The organism is Cytobacillus solani (assembly GCF_006704205.1).
Lineage (GTDB): Bacteria > Bacillota > Bacilli > Bacillales > Cytobacillaceae > Cytobacillus > Cytobacillus solani.
In genome coordinates this window covers 273,453-295,673 of the sequence record NZ_CP041305.1, presented here as the reverse complement: position 1 = coordinate 295,673, position 22,221 = coordinate 273,453, and the positions used below count along the sequence as shown (strand labels likewise).

The following is a 22,221-nucleotide window of genomic DNA, read 5'->3' as shown; positions in this document are numbered from 1 at the left end:
ATGTGACCATCCTCATACTTAAAATATTGCATTCAATAAAAGGTAAATAAGTCCAGCGATTGTAGCAGAAATTGGCAATGTTATGACCCATGTAATAAGCATTCTTTGAGCGGTTCCCCATTTTACACCCTTTAGGCGATGAGCTGAACCAACACCAAGAATGGAAGATGAAATAACATGAGTTGTACTAACTGGCAAGTGAATTAAAGTGGAGCCGAAGATAATCATTGCACCAGTTAAATCTGCAGCAACTCCGTTAACAGGTCGAATTTTCATTATTTTCCCGCCAACTGTTTTGATAATTTTCCAGCCGCCTACAGATGTTCCAAGTCCCATTGCTAAAGCACAGGAAAATTGTACCCAAAAAGGAATATCTGTACTTGTTACGTAGTTATTGGCAATTAAAGCCATTGTAATAATCCCCATGGCTTTCTGTGCATCATTTGTCCCGTGGGTATAGGATTGCAAGGCTGCTGTGAAAATTTGAAAGATACGAAAGTTGCGATTTGTTTTTGTTAAATTATTATTTTTAAATACAACTTTAAATATGCTGTAGACGATAAATCCAAATACAAAGGCAATTATTGGAGAGAAAATAAGAGCCTGAATAATCTTTAGAAATCCTTGGTAGTTAAGTGAGGCAAAGCCAGCAGCGGCAATTGCAGCACCGGCAATTGAACCGATAAGCGCATGAGAAGAACTGCTTGGAATTCCATAGTACCAAGTAAGTAAATTCCAGAAAACCGCAGATATAAGTGCGGCTAAAATGACGAGTGACCCATTTTCTAATGTAAATGGATCAACGATGTCTTTAGTGATTGTTTTTGCAACGCCTGTAAAGGTCATTGCTCCAACAAAGTTCATTACTGCTGCTAAAATAATTGCATGTCTGGGCTTTAGTGCTTTTGTTGAAACAGATGTTGCAATGGCATTGGCGGTATCATGGAAACCATTGATAAAATCAAAAGCTAAAGCCATGACTACAATTAAAATCGTTAGAATTAAAAATCCATCCATTTGCTAAGACTCCTTACGCATTTTTCATAATAATGGTTTCCAAAGTATTTGCCACACTTTGACAGCTGTCAGCAATCTCTTCAAGATTTTCGTAAATTTCTTTAAATTGAATAATGCGTACAGGATCCTTCTCAACAGAGAAGAGATGTTTAATAGATTGTCTTAGCACGCCATCACATTTTGATTCATAATCTTTTATTTTGATTGCATGTTCACGGATTTGCTGCAACTTTTTATTTGATAGTAGTTCAATTGATTTTTCAATTTCATCAGCACAATGTTTAATGGCATCCACAAATTTAAGCATAAAGTCATCTGCCTGTGTAATTGAGTACATTTCAAATAGTGCCGCACAGTGCTCTATCCCATCAATGACATCATCCAAGCTCATTGCTAGTGCAAGTATATCCTCACGTTCAATTGGTGTAATGAAGGCATTATTTAATTCTTTAATAACCTCATGAACATATGAATCCCCTTTTGTTTCGTAATCCTTCATTGTTTCTGAGAAGATTTTAAGATCACTCACATTTTTTAGTTTATAGTCTGCAAAGTAATTTGCTCCTTCTTTCACATTTAGTGCGATACTGCTAAGTAATGTGTTAAATTTGTCCTTTTTCTTAAAAGCCATTTTTTTACCCCCATGAAAAAAATATCATCCAAACGAAATAATTTTATACGAAAAAAGGCGAATTAGATAGTTATATGCCTAAAAAAGTTGAAAAAAGTATTAAAAACACTCATTTTTTTTTATTATGTGATTATTTTCATTCAAATATGTTTCCAATATACTAACTGAGTAAAACTTAGTTTGTGATTAATGTCACAAACTTTTCGAAAGTGATACGTAAATAAGAATAAGTTTAATTATATAATCACTTTAAAGATGAATGGAAGAAATGGTTATTCATCCCATTTCTTTCACTGAATCTAAATAAATAAATAGGGGGAGCTATTTATGAGAAGAATGGGTTTTGGGATTTTGTTACTATTTGTACTATCAATTCTCGGTGCATGCGGTGCCAACGAGGATGCAGCAGCTCCTGCTGACAAAAATGCGAAAGAGCCAGCGAAAGAAAATGTTATTGATCAAGAGCTTGAAGATGCGAAAGCTAAATTTGAACCGTTAGGAGAAATACCAGTTCCTGCTGATAATCCAATGACAGAGGAAAAAATAGAATTAGGGAAAACGTTATACTTCGATCCCCGCCTATCAGGGAATAATGTTCAAAGCTGTATGTCCTGTCATGCGCCTGGAGCAGGCTATGGAGATGGGATGGCAAAGTTTATTGGATTTGAGGGCTTTAATGGCCCGCGAAATAGTCCGACAATCATTAATTCTGGCTATTATCCAACAAATTTCTGGGATGGACGAGCAGGAAGCTTAGAGGAACAAGCATTGGGGCCGATACAATCGGAAGTGGAAATGAATCAAAATTTAGATGAGCTAGTGATTGAATTAAATGGGGTTCCAACCTATGTAGAGCGATTTAATACGGTCTTTAATGACAAAATATCTGCTGATAATATTGCAAAAGCGATTGCTGCCTTTGAAAGAACGATCGTTATCGCTGATACAGCATTTGATCGCTATCTTCAAGGGGAAGAGGATGCCATTAGTGTCGATGCAAAAGAGGGAATGAAATTATTTGCCGGCAAGGCAGGCTGTATTTCTTGTCATGCAGGTCCGTTATTATCTGATTATAATTATCATAATTTAGGTATGAGTGGGGATGATGGACGCTTTGCTGTAACGGGAAATGAGGATGATAAAGGGAAGTTCCGAACATCTGGATTAAGAGGAGTGGCTCATACGGCACCATTTATGCATGATGGCAGCCTTGAAACTTTGAAAGATGTTATTACCTACTATAATGAAGGCGGCGGGGATCATGCGAATAAAAGCGTTCTGATGAAACCGCTTAATTTAACAGAAAAAGAAATGAATTCACTTGTTGCATTCCTGGAAAGCTTAAGTGGAGAACTTCCAATGGTTGAGAAGCCTGAAATTCCAAGTAACTAATAGCTTTATTGATAAGACCTGTGGAGTTCCTAAGAAATATTGAAAGGGTTCCATAGGTTTTTTTTGTATAAATATGATTATTCTCTTGTTTAGGACAATTTTAGTACGGGTAAAAGTGAAATAACCACTCATTACGAATCCCGGCTATTGCCGTTAATATAGAAAGCGATTGCTTAGACAGCAATCGCTTTTTGCATTTTTACAATCACATAAAAAATTCCATAATATTCCTGAGCGGTTTTTGTAATAAAAAGAGAAAAAAAACGAAAACTACGATAAAACAGCAAGGAGTGGATCAGATGTTTACCTTTTTATGGGCATTAATCATAGGTGGAATTATTGGATGGATTGCAGGAATGGTAGTTGGTAAAGATATTCCAGGTGGTGTATTCGGCAATATTATTGCGGGGTTTGTCGGAGCATGGCTTGGGACATTAATTTTTGGAAACTGGGGTCCCGTTGTTGCGGATTTTGCGATTATCCCTGCACTTATAGGTGCTGTACTGCTTGTATTCCTTTTAAGCTTACTGATGAGAGCATTTAGAAAATCGACTGATTAATAAAATAAAAGCCTTCCAGCTGGAAGGCTTTTATTTTTTGAGTAAATGCAGGAAAGGAATGGTCATAAAATCTTCCACAACAATGTTTTCATCTGTAAATGGATGGGGAATGACAAGCTTTCCTGCATGCAGTGCTTGTCTCTCGAATAAGGGTTTTCCCCCATATAGTTTATCTCCAACGATTGGATGTCCAATAAAACTTAAATGAACACGAATTTGATGTGTTCTACCTGTTTCAAGCTGACATTGGATGAGGGAAAGATCTTGCCTAGGACTGTATTCGAGCAGCTCGTAGTGGGTTATAGCGGGCTGTCCTGATGAAGATACACGCCTTTTCGTGGGGTGATGCCGGTCGCGGCCAATAGGTTCTTGAATGGTTCCTTTTTTCCTTTTTATTCGGCCGTGGACGAGTGCAAAATACGTTCGTTTAATGGATCTTTTCTCAAGCATTTTATCTAAAATCGATCCAGCAAGTGAGTGCTTCGCAAATAAAATGGCCCCAGTTGTATCACGATCTAGACGGTGTACATGCTTAATTTTTCGCTGCTCGCCTTTTGCCTGTAAATAAAACGCTGCAGCATTTGCCAATGTGTTTGTTTGCTCGGGTGAATTAGGGTGTGTATCCATGTTTGCCGGTTTATTAAACACAATCATGTGCTCGTCCTCATAAAGAACATCAACCTCATGATAGGCTGGAATGACACCAAAATCCTCTTCCATAAAAAGTTTAAGCTGAAGTCGATCACTTTCCTTTAGAGGCTGATTCCAATTAATCAGTTCTCCATTTACCTTTACATGCATTTCCATTCTAATTGTATGTATTTGTTTCTTTGGTGCTTTCCACACAATCCTAAATAAATCATCTATAGAATAGCCTTCCCATTTCGAAGGCAATGTCATTTCAAACCATTCACCAAAACATTTTGTCCGTATCATTCTATTCTCCTTTTTAGTCAATCCAATTATTTACAGTGCGTGTTTGCCCTTGTCCTATCTGTATTTTAACCGTTTCATGGATTTAATTACCACCCGAAAACTAGAAGTGGATGTGATATTCTTATTGTATATTACAAAATAGTTACAAGGGATTATAAAGGTGGGTTTTATCGGTGAAAATCGTATTTGCATCAACTCCTGAACAAGAAGAAGAAATCAGGAAGCTTGTACAAAGAATGTATTCTACTATTTTTCCAAATTATTTTCCAGATGAAGATATTAAAGAATTTGAGCAATTAGATGTGTTATATACTTCAACTAGACATTTTGAATATTTTGGCACATTAAAGGAAGCCTATCAAGTGATTGTCAGCTTACAAATTATCACAGCTATTCTGGAAACAGAGAAACTGGAGGAAAGGTACGAAAAAATTTTCGAAAAAAATGTAAATATTTTACAAGATTTCGGTTTGTCTTTTCCATTTACCTTTAGTAACTTTTTTCATGGAAAAGTGATGAAGAATGATATGCTCAGCATGTACACAAAGGCTGCAAATGAATTATTAATTTGAATAATAAAATGCCTGCAAATTTTTTTGCAGGCGTTTTTTTAGTGTAGATTACTTTGTATTTTCTTCAAACCATTTTTCAAATACTTCTTCTTCCTGATACCCAGTTATGCGATTTACTTCTTTACCAGCTTTGTATTGAACAATGGTTGGAGTTTCTTTAATTCCATATTGATCCCAGCCATTTTCAAATTCAAGCAGATTAAACTGTGTAAGATTTATATTCATATCCTTAGCAAGTGGTGAGACCACTGGTGTTGTTCTTTGACAGTGAGAGCAAGTCGGGCTATAAAAATAAACCGTTACATCCTCTTTTTTATCAAGCTTTTTCTCTAATTGATCAGGAAGGATTAAATTTTGATAATTTGGATCATCCATTTGTGCAATTGTTTCAGGATGAAGGTTGCTTTTTCCATATGGATTCTCTTCTGTAATCTTTTCTTCATTTTGCATTTTTGTTAGTAATGCAACAGCTCCGAATAAAAGGATGATTACTGCTAAAAAAATAAAAACCTTTTTCACTTATGCTGCCTCCTTTGACTTTTTCCATAGTAGATAACTGCAAATGAAAATAATGATAAAAGCGATTAATGCTAAAAATGGGATTGTAATAAATCCGAGCCAATTTATATATTGTCCAGTGCACGGAACTCTTCCGCATGAAGCAGCATGGTCTGCTAAAAAAGAAATCTTTTGGATTGAGTAATGGTATAGAGAGATGCAGCCGCCTATTGCAGAAAGCACCATTGTATAAATACTAATCCGAAAATCCTTCTTAACGACAGCGATGCCTAATATGATGACCATTGGATACATAAGGATTCGCTGATACCAGCATAGCGTACAAGGTTCATATTGACGGATTTCTGAAAAATAGAGGCTTCCGAACATGGCAAGAACGGATGCAGCCCATGAAACAAATAACCATGTTTCCCTTTGATCTTTTTTTGTTTTCTCCATCTTATACTCCTCCAATAGATAATTACGATAAAATTATGACCTACTGTCCTGCCTTTGTAAATCAACATTATCACAAAATCCTTGTTTGTTCTGAGTTTCGTCATAGTTTTGACATTCATTGATACAAATAATATCGTAAGGAATAGGTGAATACAATTAAGAGCAGAGGTTATATATCTTTGCAGAAATATTTGGATGATTAGTAGATTTTTTTAGAGCGAAATGTTTTAATGTAAGGAGTTTTGGAGGGATGAATATGAATTGGAAAACGAAAGCTGAACGCTGGATTAAGCATGAACAATTGGATCAAGATTTATTATCGGAGCTTCAAAAGTTAGCGTTAGATGAAAAAAAGCTGGAGGATGCTTTTTATAAAGATTTAGAATTTGGTACTGGCGGGATGCGTGGAGAAATCGGTGTCGGTACGAACCGAATGAATATTTACACCGTTAGAAAAGCTTCTGCCGGTCTAGCCGCATACATAGAAGAAGCGGGAACGGAGGCAATGAAAAGAGGGGTTGTTATTGCCTATGATTCACGCCATATGTCATTTGATTTTGCAATGGAAGCGGCAAAAACGTTAGCGACAAGAGGGATTCAGACATATGTGTTTAATGAGCTGAGACCGACCCCTGAGTTATCATTTGCTGTGAGGCATCTGCAAGCTTTTGCAGGGATTGTAGTAACGGCGAGTCATAACCCGCCTGAATATAATGGCTATAAAGTATATGGATCAGATGGTGCCCAGCTGCCGCCATCTATTGCAGATGTGATTATTTCTAAAGTAAATGAAATTGAAAATGAACTGCATATTGCTGTTCACGATGAAACCATGCTCAAGGAACAGGGCTTAATTAAAATGGTTGGGGAAGAAGTTGACAGCAAGTACATAGAGAAGCTTGTCACGATTTCGGAAAATCCAGCTATTAGTGAGGAGGTAGACCTTTCAATTGTCTTTACCCCATTACACGGAACAGCTAACAAGCCTGTAAGGGATGCTTTCCGGGCACTAAATTATAAAAATGTTCAAGTTGTTAAAGAGCAAGAGCTCCCAGACCCAGAGTTTTCAACGGTAAAAAGTCCAAATCCAGAGGAAAAATCCGCCTTCGAACTGGCCATAAAGGTTGGGAAGGAATCTAATGCAGATTTATTAATCGCAACAGATCCTGATGCCGACAGATTAGGAATAGCTGTGAAGGATCAAACGGGTGAATATGTTCTGCTGACTGGAAATCAAACAGGAGCGCTGCTGCTGGACTATCTTCTGTCACAGAAAAAGGAAAAGCATGCACTTCCGGAAAATGGGGTCGTCCTCAAAACAATTGTTACCTCAGAATTAGGAAGAAAGATTGCTTCCTCCTATGGAGTTGATACGATTGATGTATTAACTGGCTTTAAATTTATTGCAGAGAAGATGAAAGAGTATGATGCAACAGGAAAATACACGTTTTTGTTTGGGTATGAAGAAAGCTATGGCTACTTAATTGGGGACTTTGCCAGAGATAAGGATGCCGTACAAGCCGCTGTACTAGCAGCCGAAGCTGCCGCTTTCAATAAGAAAAAGGGATTGTCCTTATATGATGCCCTATTAGCGATCTATGAACAATATGGCTATTATCTTGAAGGACTCCGCTCGATCACATTAAAAGGAAAAGAAGGCGCCGAGATTATTCAGCAAACATTAGCTTCGTTCCGTGAGAATCCGCTTGAAGCGCTTGGCAGTCTGAAGATAATCGCAGTTGAAGATTATTTAACAGGTGTTCGAACAGATAACAAGGGACAAGAACAGGTCATTGAATTACCAAAATCAAATGTCATTAAATATATCTTTGAGGATGGAACATGGATTTGTATGCGCCCATCGGGAACAGAGCCAAAGGTTAAATTTTATTTCGGCATTAACAGTCCATCATTAGAAGGAAGCAGGCAAAAGCTATCCGCAATAGAAAATGAATTCATGAAAATCATTGATGAAAAAATAAAATCATTATCGATAAAATAGGTTAAAACAATGACACCGGGGAGGGGATCTCTTCGGTGTTTTTTTACAAGGCGCTTCTGCTTTTCGATATGTCTAGCTCCAGCGCCTATCGCCTAACAAACTTCAGGTCCCCTCCCTACGATAAGTCGACATCAATTCGCTATCGCTCATTGTGTCTCCTATATCTCAGTCGCGGCCCTTCCAGTTTGTACGGCGATGACCAAGGCGCTTCTGCTTTTCTTACAACTTTAGTCGTACGTAATCTCATTCTAATTTCTAACGAATGTTTATTTGAAAAGTATTATAATAGTGGGAGGAATTAGTTTTTGGAGGAGAAACGGTGGAAAAACGTCATTCTGAAATCCGAATATTAAAGGAAATTGCTGAATTATTGAATGAAGGCACAGAAGTGAAAGGAATATTATCAGAGGTTCTGGCAAAATTGCTTCATGTGACTGGCTTAACAAGCGGGTGGATTTTTCTAATCGAGCCTGATGGGAACTATGTGCTAGCAGCAAAAGAAAACCTTCCGCCTGCACTCTCGCGTAATGATTATAAACCGATGTGTTCAGGGGATTGCTGGTGTATAGATCGTTACAATAATGGCAGGCTTCATAAAGCCATCAATATTATTGAATGTAAAAGAATTGAAGCAGCCTTGCTAGAGAAAAGAAATGACACGAACGGCTTGACCCATCATGCAACTGTACCTTTACGGGCAGGCGATGAAAAATTTGGCATTCTTAATGTAGGTGCCCCAAATAAAACCCATTTTGAGCCAGAAGAGCTCGCTTTGCTGGAGTCAATTGCCTTTCAGATTGGTACGGCACTCAAACGGATTAAGCTGACCGAGGGTGAACAAGAAACAGCTCTCACGGCAGAAAGGAATCGGTTAGCGAGGGATCTTCATGATTCTGTTAATCAGCTGCTTTTTTCATTAAGCTTAACAGCTAGAGGCGGAGCTGAAATGGCTAAAGAAGCGGATACGAAGGAAACCTTTTTGTATATTCAAGATTTAGCACAGGAAGCTCTAAGTGAAATGAGAGCACTTATTTGGCAGCTTCGTCCACGTGGCTTGGAAAATGGGCTCACTAGCGCTTTAATCGGCTATGGAGAGATGCTTGGTCTCAAGCTGCAAACAGAAGTAAACGGAGTGATCTCCCTTCCAGGAAAAGTGGAGGAGGCACTATGGAGAATTGGTCAAGAAGCATTGGCCAATTGCAAAAAACATTCTGGTCAGACAAATGCTGATTTATGCCTTTCAATAGAAAGACATAAGGTAATTATGGTGATCTCTGATTGTGGCTCTGGATTTTATTATGATGGGAAGACGGGGAGAATTCCATCACTCGGTTTAAAAAGTATGAAGGACCGCACGGAAAGCTTGAATGGTATGTTTATACTGCAAAGCTCCCCGCAAAAAGGTACAAAAATTGTAATTACCATTCCAATATAAGGGGGTGTATGCATGGCTATTCGTGTTCTTATTGCTGATGATCATCATGTTGTAAGACGGGGATTAGTATTTTTTCTCAAAACACAGCCTAATATAGAAATTATCGGCGAGGCAAGAGATGGGAAAGAGGCAGTAGAAATGACAATGAAGCTCCTGCCGGATATTGTATTAATGGATTTAGAAATGCCAAATATGAACGGAATCGAAGCAACACGTGCAATAAAACAAGGTTGCCCAGATGTAAAAATAATGATGTTAACGAGCTTCTCTGACCAGGACCATGTGATTCCAGCCATTGAAGCAGGTGCTTCGGGCTTTCAGTTAAAGGATATTGAACCAGACGAGCTTGTACGGGCCATTATTCATTTGAAAAGTGGGGAAAGCCAATTGCATCCAAAGGCGACTTCCCACCTGCTTTCTCATTTAACATCGAATAAAAGTGAGGAAAGAAAGCCATTAGAGGGGTTAACTAAAAGAGAGATAGAAGTGCTGAAGGAAATCGCAAAAGGAAAAAGCAATAAAGAAATTGCAGCAGATTTATTCATTACTGAAAAAACAGTAAAAACCCACGTCTCAAATGTTCTTTCTAAGCTTGGCTTAGCCGATCGTACGCAGGCTGCACTTTTTGCTGTACGAAATGGTTTAACGAAATGATGTTAGAGAGCCGAAATGAGAAAAAACACGATCCCCGGTTGAATGGATCGTGTTTTTTATTGGTGGAATTCTTTTGATACTCAAGGAAGGATGGAAATAGTTTCTAGCTCGTCAGTTTCATTAAATTCATTCGCATGGTCGATGTATCTGAGTAAAGAATATAAATGTTTTTCCAGAACGGAGTAATCTTTTTCAAAATGATAAGCATGGAGGAAATGTTCAATTTTTTTTGAAAGAAATTGATCCTCCGTTCTTACCATCAAAATTAACAAATTGTCCCATTCTGATCGATGGGTGTAGAATAGAGCACGGTCATAATCCAACTTATTCATTTGTCCTTTCCTCCTCTTTCAGGAGTTGATTATAGTTTGCGGTTCTTTAGGAGGAAATTGCACTGTAAATGTTGGACATGTTGATTTGATGGGGTTTTCAAGTTTTACCTTGAATAATGTTTGAATGCATAATATTAAAAAAGTCGTGAAAAATAGGGGTAATCACAATTGCATTTGGAGGGATAGAATGAAGAGGCTCTTGTTTGTTTTTATAATTATTAGTTTATTTATGGGCGCATGGACCTTATCAGCTGCAGCTAGCGAAAAGCCAGATTATGAAAAATATGGAAGGATTGCAACAGCCGTTGTGAAAGAAGATTTCCCTGGTGAAGATGTAGTAGAATACCAATATACAGGCAGGAAAAAAGTATCCGCATCTGATGTGACAGATTCATTTACATTCCAAGTAAACGAAGCCGGGAAGCCGGTTACCTTAATTGTAAAAGTCACCCACAGTCTTGATAATAAAAGAACGCTTAGTTTAACTGTTGAGGAGAAGAGAGGGTAAAGCCACTCTTCTTCTTTTTTGTGTAACATTGCATGGTAAATAATGAATTTCCTTAAGATTTCTGCTACTCTTGTTTTAACATGATGGACGTAAGAGAAGGAGAGATTAAGTTGTCAAATGAGTCTATTTTAGTCGTTGAGGATGAAGAAAAGATTGCCAGGCTGCTGGAATTAGAGCTGGAATATGAGGGCTATCAAGTGACAAAGGCAATGGATGGATTGGATGCTTTGGCATTATATCGATCACAAAAATGGGATTTAATCTTATTGGATGTGATGCTTCCCGGATTAAGCGGAATTGAGCTATTGAGACGTATTCGTGCTCATGATTTGCATACGCCTGTTCTCTTATTAACTGCAAAAAGCTCGGTTGAGGATAAGGTATCTGGACTTGATCTTGGAGCGAATGATTATATGACAAAGCCATTCCAAATTGAGGAGCTTCTGGCTAGAATTCGCGCAGCCTTAAGATTTAAGGGAAAAGAGCAAATGGAAGAAGAAAGCGATTGGCTGACAATAGCTGATTTAAAATTGAATGAAAAAACAAGAGAAGTTATCAGAGGAGAAGATGCCATTGAGTTAACCCCAAGGGAATTTGATCTCCTCGTTTATTTCATGCATAACAAGCGGCAAGTGTTGAACCGTGATCAAATCATCGAAGCCGTGTGGGGATATGATTTTTTAGGCGATACAAATGTAGTTGATGTCTATATTCGCTACATTAGGAAAAAGATAGATACTTTAAATAAACCAACACTTATTCATACCATTCGCGGGGTTGGATATGTGTTAAAGGAAGCAAAATGAAACTGCGAAATAAGATTAATCTATATACCGCGGTACTATTTTCTGTTTTGTTGCTATTGATGAATCTGTCTATTTATTTTCTATTTAGTAATTTGATCCTTGAAAGTGAAACAAAGGGTGTGAAAGAAGAAACAGAAAAGATAGCAGAAGTGTTTAATCAATCAACAAAGATGGCTGAAGAAGGTGAATTTCTACGTGCCTATGTTCCTATTGATGGCATGATAAGAATTATAAAGCCGAATAGGCAAGGTACCCTGACAACTACCTCGCCAACTGAAATCGAATTAAGTAAAGAGGATGCCATTTATTATACCGGAGAAATAAGCAAAAGGATGATGATCAATCATCGGACATATGCTTTCGCCTCTATGCCAATCATTCTATCAGATGGCAATGTGGCAAATTTGCAAATAATGAAAAATATTGAAAGGGCCATTGAGAATTTAAAAATTCTTCGAATTGTCCTTATAACTGTCACACTAATTGCACTCATTCCTGTTTTTATATCAAGCCGTCTTCTAAGTGATTTATTGATCAAGCCTGTGACATCAATGATAAAAACAATGACGGAAATCAAGCAAAGCGGTCAATTTAAAAGGCTTCCTCTTGAAGGGAAATCAAAGGATGAACTTCATGAAATGGGCGAAACGTTTAATCATATGATTGACTTGCTGGAAACAAACTTCGAGAAGCAAAAGCAATTTGTTTCCAATGCCTCACATGAGCTGAAAACACCTCTGACTGTTATTGAAAGCTATGCAAGCTTGTTAAAACGCAGGGGGATGCAGGAACCCGAGCTTTTTGCAGAGTCGATTGAGGCCATTCATTCAGAAGCGATTCGGATGAGGGATATGACTGAGCAGCTTTTATTGCTTGCCAAACATAATGAACAATGGAATCTGCATATGTCAGAAGTAAATCTTAACGAGTTCCTTAAACAAACCCTTCATGCCTTTCAAAATGCCTATAATCGGAAAATTATATTTAATAATGAATTACAGCCGTCCCTTATGGTGGATACAGATGAACAAAAGCTAAAACAGCTGATGTATATTTTCCTTGATAATGCAAGGAAATATAGTGATAAGGCGATTACTGTTGCAGCAAGGATAAAGGATGGTCAAGTATTTATTCAAATGATTGATCAAGGGATTGGCATTCATAAGGATGAATTGCCGAAGGTGTTCGACCGTTTTTATCGAGTGGATAAGGCAAGAAATAGAAAGAGCGGGGGATCAGGTTTAGGGCTTTCACTGGCAAAGGAGCTTGGTGAGGTTCTGGACATTAAGATTGATCTTGAAAGTAAAGAAGGCATCGGTACGACAGTCACGCTTTATTTACAAATTTAGGCGGTTTCTCAGCAAATTCTCATTATTATGTAAGAAAATATAGGTGTAAAGTGAGGTGTAATAATGAGAAAAAAGCTTTGGCTCTGGATTGCAGGTAGTGTTGTCCTGCTTGCATTCCTTTTTATAGGATTACAGCAATGGGGAAGAGTAACCACTTCGGCCGACTCTATGTCCCAAGAGGAGGCAGCAGATCTTGTTGAAAAAAGATACAGAGGTGATATCACAAAAATAGCACAAAACAAAGATGAATATATCATTGAAATGGATAGAAATCAGATGATCTATGAAATAAAACTAAATGCTTCAAATGGGGAAGTCCTGTCTTTTTCGAAAATCGGCAGCAGGAAGAAGGAGAATGAAAAAGAACCATCAGAGGGAAAATCTGATCAAGAGATTCAACAAGAATTAGAAAAAGATGGGGAGCAGCAAACACCGCAGCTTTTAAGTGAATCAGATGCGAAGGAAATAGCCTTGAAGAAGGTGGAAGGAATCGTAGATGATATCGATTTGGAATCCTCTGGAGATCTTACTTACTACCTTGTGGAAATCGAGACGGCTGATGACAGGGAAGCGGTTGTTGAAATACACGCAACAACAGGAAAGATCCTCTCGGTTTCATGGGATGATTAAGCGTTTCTCATCAAATTCTAATCTTCCTTTCCATTTCCTCTAATATTTGTGGGGTATATTGTAGATGTAGCAAAGAAAGAGGAAATGAAGGAGGAAATGAATGATGAAAAATAAACTATTCATAAGCGGAATTGCGGCAGCATTGCTTGTAGGAGGTACTGTTGCAGTAAGTGCAGCTAAAAAAGAACCAATGGTTAATGAAGGGAAAATGATTACTGCTCAGGATGCAGAAAAAATAGCGTTAACAAAAGCAGAAGGCAAGGTTGAAAGCGTAGAGCTAGAAAATCGATTCGGACAGCGTTATTTTGATGTGGATATTGAAAATAGAAATAAGGATTATGATATTCATATTGATGCATTTAGCGGTGATGTTCTGAAAGTGAAAGAACAAATGGATATGGATGATGACTGGGATGATGACAATTTTGATGAGAAAATAAATACATCAAACAAAAATCTCCTCTCATCTGAGAAAGCCATCGAAATTGCAGAAAAAACAGTGAATGGCAAAGTAACTGAAATGGACAAAGATGAAGATGATGGCAGAATGATTTACGAATTTGAGCTGAAGACAAACAAAGGAAAAGTAGATCTTGAGCTGGATGCAATCACTGGAAATGTATTGAATGTGGAATATGATGATTAATGATAGATGAAGCAGGAGACATGAGAGCTCCTGCTTTTTCTATTTTTATTATAAAATAGAATCAAACAATATAAATAAAGTAGGGATAACATGCTTGAGAAACTAAAAAGGTATTTTCAAACAGCCTATACGGAACAATTTAATCCAAATGATAAAAATAGAAATTGGTTTCAAACGGATGATGGCCATAAATTTGGAATAAGTAAAACGGCCCTTACCGATGATGAATTAAACCTATTAAATCATTTATTTACTTCCATTGATTATCATGAAGATAGAATATATAACTCTCGCATAAAACAAGAATGGCATGCATTTTTATATGAACATACAAACGATCTCCCCATTTTAAGCGGAGTCGGGACTGTACGATTTTTTTATTTTTTTCTTAAGACCCCGCTCGAAGATCCAAATAGCTTTGAAGAAGCAATTATCGGAGGATTTGGTCAGCCCATTTTATTTTGGCAAAGCCGTACACATGGATTCATTATTGATCAAAAACCTCAAGAAGCTTTCACTAAAATCGAATTTAATCAATTAATTAATACATTAACAAGTGACTTTTTTGTTGAAATTCACGGTTATATCGGTCAATTGAATAAATTCGATCATTCATTAAAAGAAAAGTTCTCTTACGAATATCAGTGTATAGAGGCCATTCATCAGGGCGCTCATCAAGAAAAAGTAATGACTTTTTATGAAGGATTTCCATTATTACTCATTGAATCACCTTCACTAGCAGATCCACGCATTTTATCGGATTATTTGATTGAGAGTGTTCAGGAACAGGAAATGCTTCATACCCTTCAAGTGTTTTTTCGAAATAATTTAAATGCTTCATTAACAGCAAAAAAGCTGTATATTCACCGAAATAGTCTTCAGTACCGATTGGATAAGTTTATTGAAAAAACAGGAATTGATATTCGTTCTTTTTCAAATGCCACCTTTGTAACGCTTGCAATCTTATTGATAAATAAGAAAAATTCTTTGATTGTACATGATGCCTAATTGCAATTCTGAATATTTTGTGCAGTTTGCATATTTACATCCTTCATCAATGATTATTAAACTATAAACAATATTGATACCATACAACAAAAATGAGGGGGAGAAAAATGGCTGAATTAAAACTAGAGCATATTTATAAAAAATATGACAATAAGGTAACAGCAGTAAAAGACTTTAATCTTGATATTGAGGATAAGGAATTTATTGTTTTTGTTGGCCCCTCTGGATGTGGCAAATCAACAACTTTACGAATGATTGCAGGATTAGAGGAAATTTCTGAAGGGGATCTTCTCATTAATGGAGTGCGGATGAATGATGTTCCGCCAAAGGACAGAGATATCGCAATGGTATTCCAAAACTATGCCCTTTATCCGCATATGACTGTATATGATAATATGGCATTTGGACTTAAGCTTCGCAAATTTCCTAAGGCTGAAATTAATAGCCGTGTAAATGAGGCTGCACGTATACTGGGTCTTGAAGAGTATTTAAACCGTAAACCTAAAGCTCTATCTGGCGGGCAGCGTCAACGGGTTGCATTGGGACGTGCCATTGTCCGTGATGCAAAGGTCTTTTTAATGGATGAGCCATTATCAAATTTAGATGCAAAGCTGAGAGTACAGATGCGAGCCGAGATTACAAAGCTTCATCATCGTTTACAAACAACAACAATATATGTTACTCATGATCAAACAGAGGCTATGACAATGGCATCTAGGCTTGTTGTTATGAAAGATGGAATTATTCAACAAGTGGGTACACCTAAAGAAGTTTACGAGACACCTGAAAATGCTTTTGTAGGCGGTTTTATTGGTTCTCCTGCTATGAACTTCTTTAAAGGAACTCTTTCAGATGGGAAAATAAATATTGGGAAGGTTTCAATCGCTATTCCAGAAGGGAAAATGAGATATTTACGTGAACAAGGGTATATAAATAAAGAAATAATGATGGGCATTCGTCCAGAGGACCTACATGATGAGCAAATTTTCATTGAGGCTTCTCAAGCTTCTAGAATTGATGCAAAAATAGAAGTGGCTGAATTAATGGGAGCAGAAACAATGTTATATTCCCAATTGGAGGGCCAGCAATTTATTGCTCGTATCGATTCTCGCACGGAAGTGAAAACAGGACAAATGATCACATTAGCATTAGACATGAACAAGGCTCACTTCTTTGATATGGAAACCGACTATCGTATTCGTCCGGAGAAATAGATAAGAAACAAAAAACAATAGATTACGGAAATCTATTATTACACAAGGTCAAAGAAATTGTAGCTGAGGAGAGATAATCTTGATTCTTGTTGTTGGCGGTGCTGGCTATATAGGCAGTCATCTAGTTAAGGAACTTGTAGAAAACGAAGATGTCATTGTTCTTGATAATCTATCAACAGGGCATCGAGAAGCAGTGGATTCCCGTGCCATATTTGTTGAAGGTGATCTTGGAAACGAAGAAGTGCTGCAAATGATCTTCAAAAGCTACCCAATCAAAGCCGTTATGCACTTTGCAGCTTATAGTTTAGTTGGCGAATCCGTACTTGATCCGCTCAAATACTACGAAAATAATGTGGCTTCTACATTAAAACTATTAAAAGTAATGCTGAATAATAAAGTGGAAAACTTTATTTTCTCATCTACAGCAGCCGTTTATGGAATTCCGGCTGTTGAAATCATAGACGAAAAAACAGCGGCATCTCCAATTAATCCTTATGGGCATTCTAAATTATTGATTGAACAGATGTTGGCAGATTTTAAAGCCGCGTACGGATTAAATTATGTTATTTTGCGATATTTTAATGCAGCAGGTGCTCACGAGTCTGCTAAGATTGGCGAGAGCCATCATCCTGAGACACATTTAATTCCAATCATTCTTCAACAGCTATTAGGCCAACGAGAGAAAGTTTCCATTTTTGGTTCTGATTATGAAACACCAGATGGAACGTGTATTCGTGATTATATTCATGTAAATGATTTAGCTAGTGCACATATTCTTGCACTTAAAGCCTTGTTATCAAAGGAAAAATCAGCAGAAGTTTATAATCTTGGCAATGGGCAAGGTTTTTCTGTAAAAGAAGTGATTGAGACATGTGAAAAGATAACAGGGCTAAAAGTAAATGCCGAAATCGCCGACCGCAGAGCCGGTGATCCAGCAAGACTTGTAGCCTCTGCTCAAAAGATCTTTTCAGAGCTTGAATGGAAGGCAGAACGGGATTTAGAACAAATCATTTCTGATGCATGGAGATGGCATCAAAATCAATTATATTAAGCAATCGCAATCACCCTTGTTTACAAAAGTAAACAAGGGTCTATTTTTAATAGAATATGTTTTTTCTATTGCCTTATGATTCTCCTTTTATTTTTTTTCGCGTTTTTTGACTTTCTGTATTGTGAAGGAGATAGATTTGTCTCACGTTTAAAGGACTGTGCAAAGAAGGATTGGGACGAAAAACCGGTTATAGTTGAAATATTGGAAATTGGATAATTGGTGGTTTCCAACAATATTTTGCTTTCTCTGATGCGGGTTTTAATTAAGTATTCAATTGGAGAAACACCGACAATTTTCTTGAAGGAATGAGCTAGATAGTATTTATTAATATGACTGGCTTTTGCTAAAGTATCTAGATTAATATTTTCGCGAAAATGCTGCTTAATGTAGTTTTTGATAAATGCAATATCTTTATTGATTTTTTGGGCGGAGGTTTTCTCTAAGTTGAAGGCTTTTTTTCTCATCATTTTTAGCAGCAAAATTTCTAACATATCTTGTATGACCAATTCATAATCTTCTTTTTGATTCTCCACTTCTTCTATCAATTGCTGGAGGTAAAAGAGATAGATTTCCTGTTCTTTTTTGTAATTGTAAATCGTAACCTGACCCGGATGATCTGGAGAAGAAAAGGCAAGACCTTGGATACCAAGTGCAATATATTCGAGCGGGTAATCGTCACAAGACTTTTCTGTGTGTTCGATATTTGGATTGATGATAATTAAATCATGCTCTTTAACGGGAATCTCTTCATTAGAAAATATAAATGTTCCTTTTCCCTTGGTTATATATAGCAGCTCTGTAAAATGATGCGTATGGTTTGTGCTATGCCAATCTTTGTCATATTTTGACTTAGTTACATAAAGAAGCTTAACCGGAAGATGGCTTTTCCGTGATTGTGGAACAGCATATATATCATTAGACAAGGTGACTCCCTCCCCTTAAAAAATATAATATTCATATTATAAGGATATTAGTAAATTATTACAATGGAAAGCAAGATACCTAAAAAACTGAACAAGATGTTTATTGTGGAAGCGCTTTTATCTTTCGTATACTTTACCTATAAAGTAAAGGGAAAAAGGGGGAGGATTATTATGAAGTTGAAAAAGAAGCTTTGGTTAACTGGAATGACAGCGTTATTATCTTTTAGTTTAATAGCTTGTCAGAGTAATGAAACAGCAAAAGTTGATGAATCTGGCAGTGGAAAAGACTCCGGTGAAAAACAAACCTTACATGTTGCAGCACTTGAATCAGCTTATGGGAAGGATATGTGGACGAAGGTCATTGATGCCTATGAAGCTGCAAATCCAAATGTTGATGTGGAATTGACTGTGGATAAAAATCTTGAAGATGTGATCAGTCCAAATATGAAAGCTGGAAACTATCCAGATGTTGTTTTATTGGCAACTGGAAGAAAACTGGCATTGACTGAAACATTAATTAAAGACCAAGCATTAGAGGATATTACCGATGTTTTGGATATGAACGTGTATGGGGAAGACGTGAAAGTCAAGGATAAGTTAGTCCCGGGCTTCACTGATACTCTTGCAACAAACCCTTATAATGACGGAAAAATGTACTTGTCTCCGATGTTCTACAGTCCAACCGGATTGTTCTACAATGCTGGATTGTTGAAAGAAAAAGGCTGGGAATTGCCGAAGACTTGGGATGAAATGTGGGCATTAGGTGATCAAGCAAAAGCAGAGGGAATTTCCTTATTCACTTACCCTACTACAGGTTACTTTGATGCATTTATGTATTCACTATTACTAGAAGCTGGCGGACCTGACTTCTACAATAAAGCAATGACATATGAAGATGGCATTTGGGAATCACCAGAAGCAACGAAAGTGTTTGAAACGATTGGAAAATTAGCGGAATATACAGAACCGACAACAGTTGCAAATGCAAATGATAAAGATTTCACGAAAAACCAACAAATGATTCTTGATAACAAAGCGCTGTTTATGCCAAATGGTACATGGGTTGTCGGTGAAATGGGAGAAGCACCAAGAGCAGAAGGCTTTGAATGGGGAATGACGGCTTTGCCAGCTATTGAAGATGGTGGAGACCAATATGCGTTTACATTCTTTGAGCAAATGTGGATCCCTTCTGCAGCAAAAAATAAACAGGCAGCTAAGGAATTCATGACCTATCTATATTCTGATGAAGCAGCAGGCATTTTTGCTGAAGCTGGTGCGATTCAGCCAATCGACGGCATGTCTGAAAAGCTGGCTGGCGACAACAAACTTTTCTATAGCATCTATGATTCTGGAGCTAAAGCAGGAATGGGCGGTTTTGCAGCAACAGAAGCAGTTGAAGGTGTAAGCATGGCTGATACGTTATTTGGAACAGTTAATAGTATTGTTTCTGGTGACAAAAAAGTGAAAGATTGGCAAGAAGCCACTGAAAAAGTGAGTGACCAATTGCGTTCTGCATTAAAATAACTAGCATTATAGTTTACACTTCGTATAACGGTGAGTATCTTTGCTCACCGTTATATTTATTAGTAATCTAGTAAATTATAAAAAGAATGTTGTGGATTGCTTTGGAGAAAGGAATTGTCTAGCTCCAGCGCCTATCGCCTATCAAACTTCAGGTCTCCTCCCTACGATAAGTCAACATCGGTTCGCTCACTCACCGTGTTTCCTTTATCTCAGTCGAAGCCCTTCCAGTTTGTACGGCGATGATCAAGGCGCTTGCGCTTTTCTTATTAGGGGTGATGAAAATGAGTAAAACAATAGAAAAAAGAATTTTTATCTTTGTTTGTACAGCACCTGCATTGCTATTGTTTGCCATCTTTATGATTGTGCCAACAGTTGAAGTATTTCGAATGTCCTTATACAAGTGGGGCGGATTTTCTAATGAAAAAGTATTTGTCGGTCTAAATAACTTCAAAATTTTATGGAATGATATGAATTTCCTTCGCTCACTTCAAAACAGTATTGTATTGATTGTGATCGTTACACTCATCACGATGGTACTAGCCATCTTGTTCGCTACATTGTTAACGCGAGAAAAATTTAAAGGAAATAGTTTCTTCAGAGTGATTTTCTACATTCCTAATATCTTGTCTATTGTAGTTATTGCAGGGATCTTTTCTGCAGTTTTTGATCCTACAACAGGGCTGCTGAATAATATGCTTGCCTTATTTAATCTAGAAAATCTTCAAAAGATGTGGCTTGGCGATCAAAAAATAGCGATTTACAGCATCGGAGGCGCACTCGTTTGGCAGGCGATTGGCTATTATATGGTCATGTATATGTCTAGTATAGCAAGCATTCCAGAAAGCTTTTATGAAGCCTCATCATTAGAAGGGGCAGGCCGCATTAGACAGTTTTTCAGTATTACATTGCCACTCATTTGGAATAACATTCGAACAACATTAACTTTCTTTATTATCAGCACGATTAATTTAAGCTTTCTGCTCGTCCAAGCGATGACAGGCGGCGGACCTGATGGATCGACAGAAGTATTTTTAAGCTATATGTATAAGCAGGCATATACGAATTCTTCTTATGGATATGGAATGGCAATCGGCGTGGTCATTTTCTTATTCTCATTCCTATTATCTGCAATTATCAGCCATATTACCAAACGGGAAGTGCTGGAGTATTAAGGGGGGATAAACATGAAAAAACAAAAGGGAATGAGTGCGGAAACAGCATATCGTTTGTTTATCTACGTCGCTTTGATTACATTAGCCATTTCAATCATAATCCCTGTTGCATGGGTTTTCTTAGCCTCGGTGAAGGAAAATTCGGAGTTCTATGGCAGCCCTTGGGCCATGCCTAAAGGTTTCTACTTCCAAAACTTCATTGATGCGCTGGAAAAGGCAAACATGGGTACATACATGTTTAATTCCATTTTTGTGACTGCTTTGGCACTGCTGATTTTATTGATTGTCGCTTTGCCGGCAGCCTATGTATTAGCAAGATATACCTTTAAAGGCAGCCGATTCATGAATTCATTGTTCAAAGCAGGGTTATTTATCAATGTGAACTATATTGTTGTTCCGATTTTTTTAATGCTATTGAATGGGGATACGTTTTTCCGCAGCCAATTTGGAGATAGTTTCTTGTTGGATAATCTATTTATACTTGCTGTCGTTTATGCAGCGACCGCACTGCCATTTACTATTTATTTACTTTCCAGCTATTTTCAATCACTGCCATCCACATATGAGGAAGCTGCATTTGTCGATGGGGCAGGTTATTTCAAGACAATGGTTAAAATTATGCTGCCAATGGCTCGACCGAGCATTATTGCCATTATTTTATTTAACTTTCTTGCCTTTTGGAATGAATACATCATTGCACTTACATTAATACCCGGTCCGAACAAGACCTTGCCTGTTGGGCTTATGAATTTAATGGCGGCACAGAAGTCTGCTGCCAATTATGGCCAAATGTATGCGGGAATGGTTCTCGTTATGCTGCCGACCTTGATTTTATATATCATCGTACAAAAAAAATTGACACAAGGGATGACCCTTGGCGGATTAAAGGACTAGGAGGCATA

At 37.5% G+C, this 22,221-nt stretch carries 24 protein-coding genes; 17 read left to right on the top strand and 7 right to left on the bottom strand.

Translation table 11 applies throughout. The features are described from left to right. Nucleotides 1-18: 18 nt before the first annotated feature. Nucleotides 19-1,017 carry an inorganic phosphate transporter gene (locus FI644_RS01515; protein WP_053475068.1) on the bottom strand — a complete coding sequence of 333 codons (999 nt, stop codon included), beginning with the start codon at nt 1,015-1,017 and terminating at the stop codon, nt 19-21. Between the two features lie 13 nt (nt 1,018-1,030). After that, the gene (locus FI644_RS01510) at nt 1,031-1,648 is read right to left on the bottom strand and encodes a DUF47 domain-containing protein (RefSeq protein WP_053475069.1); all 618 of its coding nucleotides are present in this window, start codon (nt 1,646-1,648) and stop codon (nt 1,031-1,033) included. Nucleotides 1,649-1,975: 327 nt separating this feature from the next. On the opposite strand from FI644_RS01510, the gene FI644_RS01505 reads away from it, so the two are divergent. Together FI644_RS01505 and FI644_RS01500 are read left to right on the top strand one after the other, a co-directional pair. Next, the gene (locus FI644_RS01505; RefSeq protein ID WP_142107898.1) at nt 1,976-3,040 is read left to right on the top strand and encodes a cytochrome-c peroxidase; all 1,065 of its coding nucleotides are present in this window, start codon (nt 1,976-1,978) and stop codon (nt 3,038-3,040) included. 299 nt (nt 3,041-3,339) lie between these two features. Next, nucleotides 3,340-3,600, top strand: coding sequence for a GlsB/YeaQ/YmgE family stress response membrane protein (locus tag FI644_RS01500; RefSeq protein ID WP_053475071.1), 261 nt, complete (start codon nt 3,340-3,342; stop codon nt 3,598-3,600). Between the two features lie 30 nt (nt 3,601-3,630). Here the strand turns inward: FI644_RS01500 and FI644_RS01495 are convergent, their stop codons facing one another. Beyond that, nucleotides 3,631-4,536 (bottom strand): RluA family pseudouridine synthase, encoded by a 906-nt coding sequence (locus FI644_RS01495; RefSeq protein ID WP_142107897.1) that lies wholly within the window; start codon nt 4,534-4,536, stop codon nt 3,631-3,633. A gap of 173 nt (nt 4,537-4,709) precedes the next feature. Between FI644_RS01495 and FI644_RS01490 the strand changes: the two genes are divergently transcribed. Continuing rightward, nucleotides 4,710-5,108, top strand: coding sequence for a YhcU family protein (locus tag FI644_RS01490; protein WP_142107896.1), 399 nt, complete (start codon nt 4,710-4,712; stop codon nt 5,106-5,108). A 48-nt stretch (nt 5,109-5,156) separates the two neighbouring features. Here the strand turns inward: FI644_RS01490 and FI644_RS01485 are convergent, their stop codons facing one another. Beyond that, nucleotides 5,157-5,627, bottom strand: coding sequence for a thioredoxin family protein (locus FI644_RS01485; RefSeq protein WP_142107895.1), 471 nt, complete (start codon nt 5,625-5,627; stop codon nt 5,157-5,159). After that, nucleotides 5,628-6,065 (bottom strand): disulfide oxidoreductase, encoded by a 438-nt coding sequence (locus FI644_RS01480; RefSeq protein WP_053475075.1) that lies wholly within the window; start codon nt 6,063-6,065, stop codon nt 5,628-5,630. It lies immediately after the preceding gene. A 256-nt stretch (nt 6,066-6,321) separates the two neighbouring features. Here FI644_RS01480 and FI644_RS01475 point away from each other — a divergent pair, with 256 nt between their 5' ends. The 3 genes from FI644_RS01475 (at nt 6,322) to FI644_RS01465 (ending at nt 10,156) form a co-directional block, all read left to right on the top strand. Beyond that, nucleotides 6,322-8,067: a phospho-sugar mutase gene (locus FI644_RS01475; protein ID WP_053475076.1), complete on the top strand. Its 1,746-nt coding sequence runs from the start codon at nt 6,322-6,324 to the stop codon at nt 8,065-8,067. 319 nt (nt 8,068-8,386) lie between these two features. After that, nucleotides 8,387-9,502 carry a GAF domain-containing sensor histidine kinase gene (locus FI644_RS01470; protein WP_053475077.1) on the top strand — a complete coding sequence of 372 codons (1,116 nt, stop codon included), beginning with the start codon at nt 8,387-8,389 and terminating at the stop codon, nt 9,500-9,502. Between the two features lie 12 nt (nt 9,503-9,514). Continuing rightward, nucleotides 9,515-10,156 (top strand): response regulator, encoded by a 642-nt coding sequence (locus FI644_RS01465; RefSeq protein ID WP_053475078.1) that lies wholly within the window; start codon nt 9,515-9,517, stop codon nt 10,154-10,156. Nucleotides 10,157-10,236: 80 nt separating this feature from the next. Here the strand turns inward: FI644_RS01465 and FI644_RS01460 are convergent, their stop codons facing one another. Beyond that, a complete protein-coding gene (locus tag FI644_RS01460; RefSeq protein WP_053475079.1) occupies nt 10,237-10,488 on the bottom strand; it encodes a YhdB family protein in 252 nt (83 codons plus the stop codon). A gap of 187 nt (nt 10,489-10,675) precedes the next feature. Here FI644_RS01460 and FI644_RS01455 point away from each other — a divergent pair, with 187 nt between their 5' ends. From FI644_RS01455 to galE, 8 genes are all read left to right on the top strand, one after another. Next, complete coding sequence (locus FI644_RS01455; protein WP_142107894.1) at nt 10,676-10,996, top strand: DUF3889 domain-containing protein; 321 nt, start codon at nt 10,676-10,678, stop codon at nt 10,994-10,996. A 110-nt stretch (nt 10,997-11,106) separates the two neighbouring features. Then, nucleotides 11,107-11,802, top strand: a complete 696-nt coding sequence (locus FI644_RS01450) for a response regulator transcription factor (RefSeq protein ID WP_246066990.1) — start codon at nt 11,107-11,109, stop codon at nt 11,800-11,802. Further along, nucleotides 11,799-13,151 carry a sensor histidine kinase gene (locus FI644_RS01445; protein ID WP_142107893.1) on the top strand — a complete coding sequence of 451 codons (1,353 nt, stop codon included), beginning with the start codon at nt 11,799-11,801 and terminating at the stop codon, nt 13,149-13,151. The genes FI644_RS01450 and FI644_RS01445 overlap by 4 nt, the downstream gene beginning before the upstream one ends. Nucleotides 13,152-13,214: 63 nt before the next feature. Continuing rightward, a complete protein-coding gene (locus FI644_RS01440; protein ID WP_142107892.1) occupies nt 13,215-13,781 on the top strand; it encodes a PepSY domain-containing protein in 567 nt (188 codons plus the stop codon). Between the two features lie 100 nt (nt 13,782-13,881). Continuing rightward, nucleotides 13,882-14,427, top strand: a complete 546-nt coding sequence (locus FI644_RS01435) for a PepSY domain-containing protein (protein WP_142107891.1) — start codon at nt 13,882-13,884, stop codon at nt 14,425-14,427. Nucleotides 14,428-14,517: 90 nt separating this feature from the next. Further along, entirely contained in the window at nt 14,518-15,435 is a 918-nt protein-coding gene (locus tag FI644_RS01430) for a PucR family transcriptional regulator (RefSeq protein WP_142107890.1), read from the top strand. A 107-nt stretch (nt 15,436-15,542) separates the two neighbouring features. After that, nucleotides 15,543-16,649 carry an ABC transporter ATP-binding protein gene (locus FI644_RS01425; protein WP_142107889.1) on the top strand — a complete coding sequence of 369 codons (1,107 nt, stop codon included), beginning with the start codon at nt 15,543-15,545 and terminating at the stop codon, nt 16,647-16,649. A gap of 79 nt (nt 16,650-16,728) precedes the next feature. Then, on the top strand, nt 16,729-17,700 hold the full coding sequence (galE, locus tag FI644_RS01420; protein WP_142107888.1) for a UDP-glucose 4-epimerase GalE: 972 nt from the start codon (nt 16,729-16,731) through the stop codon (nt 17,698-17,700). 65 nt (nt 17,701-17,765) lie between these two features. Here the strand turns inward: galE and FI644_RS01415 are convergent, their stop codons facing one another. Next, complete coding sequence (locus tag FI644_RS01415; RefSeq protein WP_142107887.1) at nt 17,766-18,623, bottom strand: AraC family transcriptional regulator; 858 nt, start codon at nt 18,621-18,623, stop codon at nt 17,766-17,768. A 177-nt stretch (nt 18,624-18,800) separates the two neighbouring features. Here FI644_RS01415 and FI644_RS01410 point away from each other — a divergent pair, with 177 nt between their 5' ends. The 3 genes from FI644_RS01410 to FI644_RS01400 all read left to right on the top strand — a co-directional run bounded on the left by FI644_RS01410 (nt 18,801) and on the right by FI644_RS01400 (nt 22,213). Further along, nucleotides 18,801-20,147, top strand: a complete 1,347-nt coding sequence (locus tag FI644_RS01410) for a carbohydrate ABC transporter substrate-binding protein (RefSeq protein WP_246067058.1) — start codon at nt 18,801-18,803, stop codon at nt 20,145-20,147. Between the two features lie 281 nt (nt 20,148-20,428). Further along, on the top strand, nt 20,429-21,319 hold the full coding sequence (locus tag FI644_RS01405) for a carbohydrate ABC transporter permease (protein WP_142107885.1): 891 nt from the start codon (nt 20,429-20,431) through the stop codon (nt 21,317-21,319). Between the two features lie 12 nt (nt 21,320-21,331). After that, entirely contained in the window at nt 21,332-22,213 is an 882-nt protein-coding gene (locus tag FI644_RS01400; protein WP_053475089.1) for a carbohydrate ABC transporter permease, read from the top strand. Nucleotides 22,214-22,221 lie beyond the last annotated feature (8 nt).

Excerpts from the sequence above, each read along its gene's own strand:
- FI644_RS01460 (WP_053475079.1), bottom strand. The coding sequence starts at position 10,488 with ATGAATAAGTTGGATTATGACCGTGCTCTATTCTACACCCATCGATCA.
- FI644_RS01405 (WP_142107885.1), top strand. The coding sequence starts at position 20,429 with ATGAGTAAAACAATAGAAAAAAGAATTTTTATCTTTGTTTGTACAGCA.
- FI644_RS01505 (WP_142107898.1), top strand. The coding sequence starts at position 1,976 with ATGAGAAGAATGGGTTTTGGGATTTTGTTACTATTTGTACTATCAATT.
- FI644_RS01425 (WP_142107889.1), top strand. The coding sequence starts at position 15,543 with ATGGCTGAATTAAAACTAGAGCATATTTATAAAAAATATGACAATAAG.
- FI644_RS01510 (WP_053475069.1), bottom strand. The coding sequence starts at position 1,648 with ATGGCTTTTAAGAAAAAGGACAAATTTAACACATTACTTAGCAGTATC.
- FI644_RS01465 (WP_053475078.1), top strand. The coding sequence starts at position 9,515 with ATGGCTATTCGTGTTCTTATTGCTGATGATCATCATGTTGTAAGACGG.
- FI644_RS01475 (WP_053475076.1), top strand. The coding sequence starts at position 6,322 with ATGAATTGGAAAACGAAAGCTGAACGCTGGATTAAGCATGAACAATTG.
- FI644_RS01445 (WP_142107893.1), top strand. The coding sequence starts at position 11,799 with ATGAAACTGCGAAATAAGATTAATCTATATACCGCGGTACTATTTTCT.
- FI644_RS01455 (WP_142107894.1), top strand. The coding sequence starts at position 10,676 with ATGAAGAGGCTCTTGTTTGTTTTTATAATTATTAGTTTATTTATGGGC.
- FI644_RS01440 (WP_142107892.1), top strand. The coding sequence starts at position 13,215 with ATGAGAAAAAAGCTTTGGCTCTGGATTGCAGGTAGTGTTGTCCTGCTT.
- FI644_RS01515 (WP_053475068.1), bottom strand. The coding sequence starts at position 1,017 with ATGGATGGATTTTTAATTCTAACGATTTTAATTGTAGTCATGGCTTTA.
- FI644_RS01400 (WP_053475089.1), top strand. The coding sequence starts at position 21,332 with ATGAAAAAACAAAAGGGAATGAGTGCGGAAACAGCATATCGTTTGTTT.
- FI644_RS01495 (WP_142107897.1), bottom strand. The coding sequence starts at position 4,536 with ATGATACGGACAAAATGTTTTGGTGAATGGTTTGAAATGACATTGCCT.
- FI644_RS01500 (WP_053475071.1), top strand. The coding sequence starts at position 3,340 with ATGTTTACCTTTTTATGGGCATTAATCATAGGTGGAATTATTGGATGG.
- FI644_RS01430 (WP_142107890.1), top strand. The coding sequence starts at position 14,518 with ATGCTTGAGAAACTAAAAAGGTATTTTCAAACAGCCTATACGGAACAA.
- FI644_RS01435 (WP_142107891.1), top strand. The coding sequence starts at position 13,882 with ATGATGAAAAATAAACTATTCATAAGCGGAATTGCGGCAGCATTGCTT.
- FI644_RS01480 (WP_053475075.1), bottom strand. The coding sequence starts at position 6,065 with ATGGAGAAAACAAAAAAAGATCAAAGGGAAACATGGTTATTTGTTTCA.